Source organism: Acidiplasma aeolicum (genome assembly GCF_001402945.1).
GTDB lineage: Archaea > Thermoplasmatota > Thermoplasmata > Thermoplasmatales > Thermoplasmataceae > Acidiplasma > Acidiplasma aeolicum.
This window is the reverse complement of the sequence record NZ_LKBG01000051.1, coordinates 1-3,610: the sequence shown is the minus strand read 5'-3', so window position 1 is coordinate 3,610 and position 3,610 is coordinate 1. Positions and strand designations below refer to the sequence as shown.

At 29.1% G+C, this 3,610-nt stretch carries 9 protein-coding genes and 1 pseudogene; 3 read left to right on the top strand and 7 right to left on the bottom strand.

Annotated features, from left to right (window positions below):
- Positions 1–297 precede the first annotated feature (297 nt).
- Complete coding sequence (locus AOG54_RS09650; protein ID WP_156150296.1) at positions 298–513, top strand: hypothetical protein; 216 nt, start codon at positions 298–300, stop codon at positions 511–513.
- A gap of 32 nt (positions 514–545) precedes the next feature.
- On the opposite strand, the gene AOG54_RS01835 is transcribed toward AOG54_RS09650, so the two are convergent.
- Positions 546–848, bottom strand: coding sequence for a hypothetical protein (locus AOG54_RS01835; RefSeq protein ID WP_048101443.1), 303 nt, complete (start codon positions 846–848; stop codon positions 546–548).
- Between the two features lie 547 nt (positions 849–1,395).
- Here AOG54_RS01835 and AOG54_RS10015 point away from each other — a divergent pair.
- Complete coding sequence (locus AOG54_RS10015) at positions 1,396–1,560, top strand: hypothetical protein (protein WP_169749846.1); 165 nt, start codon at positions 1,396–1,398, stop codon at positions 1,558–1,560.
- Positions 1,561–1,625: 65 nt separating this feature from the next.
- The gene (locus AOG54_RS01830) at positions 1,626–1,826 is read left to right on the top strand and encodes a hypothetical protein (RefSeq protein ID WP_048101442.1); all 201 of its coding nucleotides are present in this window, start codon (positions 1,626–1,628) and stop codon (positions 1,824–1,826) included.
- Positions 1,827–1,860: 34 nt separating this feature from the next.
- On the opposite strand, the gene AOG54_RS01825 is transcribed toward AOG54_RS01830, so the two are convergent.
- From AOG54_RS01825 to AOG54_RS01800, 6 genes and pseudogenes are all read right to left on the bottom strand, one after another.
- Positions 1,861–2,073: a ribbon-helix-helix protein, CopG family gene (locus AOG54_RS01825; protein ID WP_048101441.1), complete on the bottom strand. Its 213-nt coding sequence runs from the start codon at positions 2,071–2,073 to the stop codon at positions 1,861–1,863.
- A gap of 23 nt (positions 2,074–2,096) precedes the next feature.
- Positions 2,097–2,558, bottom strand: a complete 462-nt coding sequence (locus tag AOG54_RS01820) for a GNAT family N-acetyltransferase (protein ID WP_048101440.1) — start codon at positions 2,556–2,558, stop codon at positions 2,097–2,099.
- Positions 2,559–2,585: 27 nt separating this feature from the next.
- Entirely contained in the window at positions 2,586–2,774 is a 189-nt protein-coding gene (locus AOG54_RS01815) for a hypothetical protein (RefSeq protein WP_055032332.1), read from the bottom strand.
- A 115-nt stretch (positions 2,775–2,889) separates the two neighbouring features.
- Positions 2,890–3,075 carry a type II toxin-antitoxin system HicA family toxin gene (locus AOG54_RS01810; protein ID WP_054964077.1) on the bottom strand — a complete coding sequence of 62 codons (186 nt, stop codon included), beginning with the start codon at positions 3,073–3,075 and terminating at the stop codon, positions 2,890–2,892.
- 27 nt (positions 3,076–3,102) lie between these two features.
- Positions 3,103–3,312 carry a type II toxin-antitoxin system HicB family antitoxin gene (locus AOG54_RS01805; protein ID WP_054964076.1) on the bottom strand — a complete coding sequence of 70 codons (210 nt, stop codon included), beginning with the start codon at positions 3,310–3,312 and terminating at the stop codon, positions 3,103–3,105.
- A gap of 81 nt (positions 3,313–3,393) precedes the next feature.
- A pseudogene (locus AOG54_RS01800) lies at positions 3,394–3,610 on the bottom strand (integrase); the annotation flags it as partial.

The window sequence follows — 3,610 nt, the reverse complement described above, 5'->3', positions numbered from 1 at the left end:
AAAGAGATTATGGCATTAAGGGTCAGATAGGTATAGAAAAAGAACCGGAAGAATATAATTAATCGGAGATGTTATAGAACAGTTAAAAAGAATTCCAAGCAATTCAATAGACCTTGCTATAACATCTCCACCATATTGGGGCCAAAGAGATTATGGCATTAAGGGTCAGATAGGTATAGAAAAAGAACCGGAAGAATACATAAACAAACTCTTAATTGCTTTTGATGAGTTTAGCGGAACCTAGTATTAAACTCAGAGGGCCAAGCAAATTTTATTATTTTAAGTTCTCAATTTAAAATGAAATATCCGAACCTACTATCATTATCAAAATCCACCGCTATTTTATCAGTACTTTTATTGCATTCTTCTGGAAGGCTATCAAGCATGCTTATTAAATCATCCCTGCTGGTTATGGAACCATCGTTTGCTGAAACAAAAGCCACAATATATGCAGGGTCTGGTTTTGCACTCTTTAGTTTGTCAATATCGTTTACAATAGAAGAAGAATTATAATTCTTGAAATAAAAGTCAAGTTTAAAGGAATTTTATTTATTTATTTGATTGCCTATTAAAAGATGCTTTAATTCGATCCAGCAACAATCCCCATTTAATTTTATTTTAAAGTCTGCTTTTTTTCTCTTTCCTGGTTCTTGATTAGGTATTTTTACCTCTCTATTCTTATTAGTCAATTCATGAACATTGCCATCAAAATATTTCATTAATTCTCCTCTAAACCATCCCTCTATCTGAATTTGAAGTTTAGAAAATAATTGTAAATATTCCTTTTTACTGTTAATCAATTCATTATAAAACAAACTTATCTCATGCTCGAATTTATTATTTTCCATTATAAATGATAGCATAATTTATAGGCATAAAAAACTTTGCAATATCATAAATTTCCTCATTTTACATTCCAAAATTTTAAAACCGTTCAATAAAGATTTATATAACAAATGGATATATTTATAACAGATAATCTCAGCATGGAATCATTATTAAATGAATATTATAAACCGATTACTTATGTTTTTGATAGAAAAAGTATTTTCTTTATATACTTTTGAAAATGAAAGCACTTAGTGGTATAATTCTACCTAAAACATCTTTCAATCTTTAAAACTCCTTTATAACGTATCTAAATTTTACAAATAAACGTATATATTTAGAAGGCCTTAAGGTATTATTTCCACAAAACAAATAGCAACATAAAGATCAGGGAGTATATTAGGAGAAAATTAAATTAATTTTTGAGAGATTCGATTGCGGAAATAAGGAATGTACCAGATATTAGATCTAAAGCATACCTCTTAACTTGGTTAGATCCCTTATTTTCCTATTTCATCCTTCTATTATAAGCAGTGAAATTTATATGATACTTTCAGATGTATTCTTATGAATTCATTAAGATTCAAGGAAACGTTTTACGTTGATTATAGCCTGGCATATACTATCATTAAACAGTATGGCCTTACAAGCAGGGATAAGGACAAAATAGAAGGCATGAAGATGGATCCAGGCATTAAAGATGCGATATACAAAATACTGAATATAGCTTGATTTATTATAAAACTATGATTATAAAAATATGCGAAAATTTATATATAGACATAAGATAATTTATTATGATTTCATCAGAAACAAAAGAGCCATTATCTGTAATTATAAAAGAGTCCTTATTTCGCAACTATTCAGCTGCAGAGTATCTTATTAAAAAATACAATTTAACAAAAGCGGATAAAGAAAAAATAGATAAAAACATTACAGATGAAAAACTTAAAAAAGCTATATATGAAATCTTGGGCATTAATTCTGGTAAGTATTGATTTCTATAAATTATCTGTTAAATTTTTTATAAAATTATTCTTTCACAGTCTTTTTGGATGGAACTGCATAAACTCCGGAAGCAGTATCTGCCCTCATTGAATTTATTGTCATTTTAATATTCTTATCATTGTTTAAAATAGATTCTATAAGCCTGGACCTGCTTATACCCTCACCATCGGCTAAAACATCTATTGCGTTTTTAAGCTCTTCATTTATTGATATGGATATTTTTTTTATTCCTACCACAGTATTACATCCAATGATATTATTTAAATATTATCATCTATCTTCTTTTTCATTGGAAACAACAAACCCCAGTCCTCATCGTAACAAGGATCAGCATAAATCTCAAAACCACGGCTTTTATAAAATTCTACCTTATTCTCCACAGCCTCAAGATAGATTTCCTTAAAATTCAGCTGTTTTGCTATGCTTTCTGCTTTTATCATCATGCTTGTGCCGGTGCCTGTCCCCTGCCTTGTTACATCTACTTCAATCATCTCTATAGTAAACTTTTCATCCATAATAATTTCAATTACACCTACAGGAATATTCTTTTCTGTTTTAACAACAACAAGATAATTGTCATATAAAGAATCATTATAAAAATCATTTAATGTATAATCATCCATAGTTGCATTCCCAGATTTGATTGTGTACCTGCAATCATTTTTATTAATTATATGGTAAGTTTTTCCAAGATGCAAATTATGATATTTTGTATTTGCCATACGATTAAAGCAATTTCGGATATATATTTATTTCAATTCATTCCTGAATCTATTTAACATCTCTGGATCCTTTAATATTTCCTCAAGAACATTTTCAATTAATTTATATTTAAATGATTCCGGTGCATTCTCTATCATCTTCTTTGCTATTCCTGGTATTATATTAGATTTTTCTATTGTGGCCTCAATCTGTTTTTCCTTATTTTCAAATTCCAATGCTAAATCATGTTATAACAAATTTATTTTGTCCCCTCCCATCGATCGAATATAGTCCAGGAAAAAGGCATTGAATTCCAAAGATGATTATGAGATTATTTTATAGTAACAATAATTATTTAAGAAGTTTTGAAAATTCATCCATTGATATGCCGGCCTGTTTTAATATTGCCTTTAATAATCCCTTTCCTATTTCATCATGCAATGGAGCTGTTATCCTCTTATTTTGTTCATTAATCAAAATAACATGGCTGCCTGTTTGATGGTCAAAACTATAACCTATTTTAGACAAGGCCTTTATAACATCACGGCCTGATAATACTGAAGCTTAGGCATTTACATTTATCTCCTCTGCATTGTCCCTTGGTATTTTTTCATTGTGTTTTTTCAATGATTCAATATATGCTATAATGGCCTCTTTTATGTTTTCTAATGCCTCTTTTTTTGTTTTTCCCTGGGTAAAGCATCCTGGAAGTGCAGGTACATTAACAACGTAATAACCATCCTCATCCCTTGTTATTATAACAGTGTATTCCATGTATTACATATATAACATAAAAACTATTTAATTTTTGGTCCTTTTATTTTATTTATGGATTTATAAGGAACCAATATATGTTTATTTTCCATTTACCTCATTCCTGAATTTCTTTAACATCTCTGGATCCTTTAATATTTCCTCCAAAACATTCTCAATTAATTTAGATTTAAACGATTCCGGTGCATTCTCTATCATCTTTTTTGCAATTCCCGGTATTATATTGGATTTCTCTATTTTATCCTCTATTTCTTTTTCCTTATTCTCATATTCTAAGGCCAATTTCTCATCGAATGGA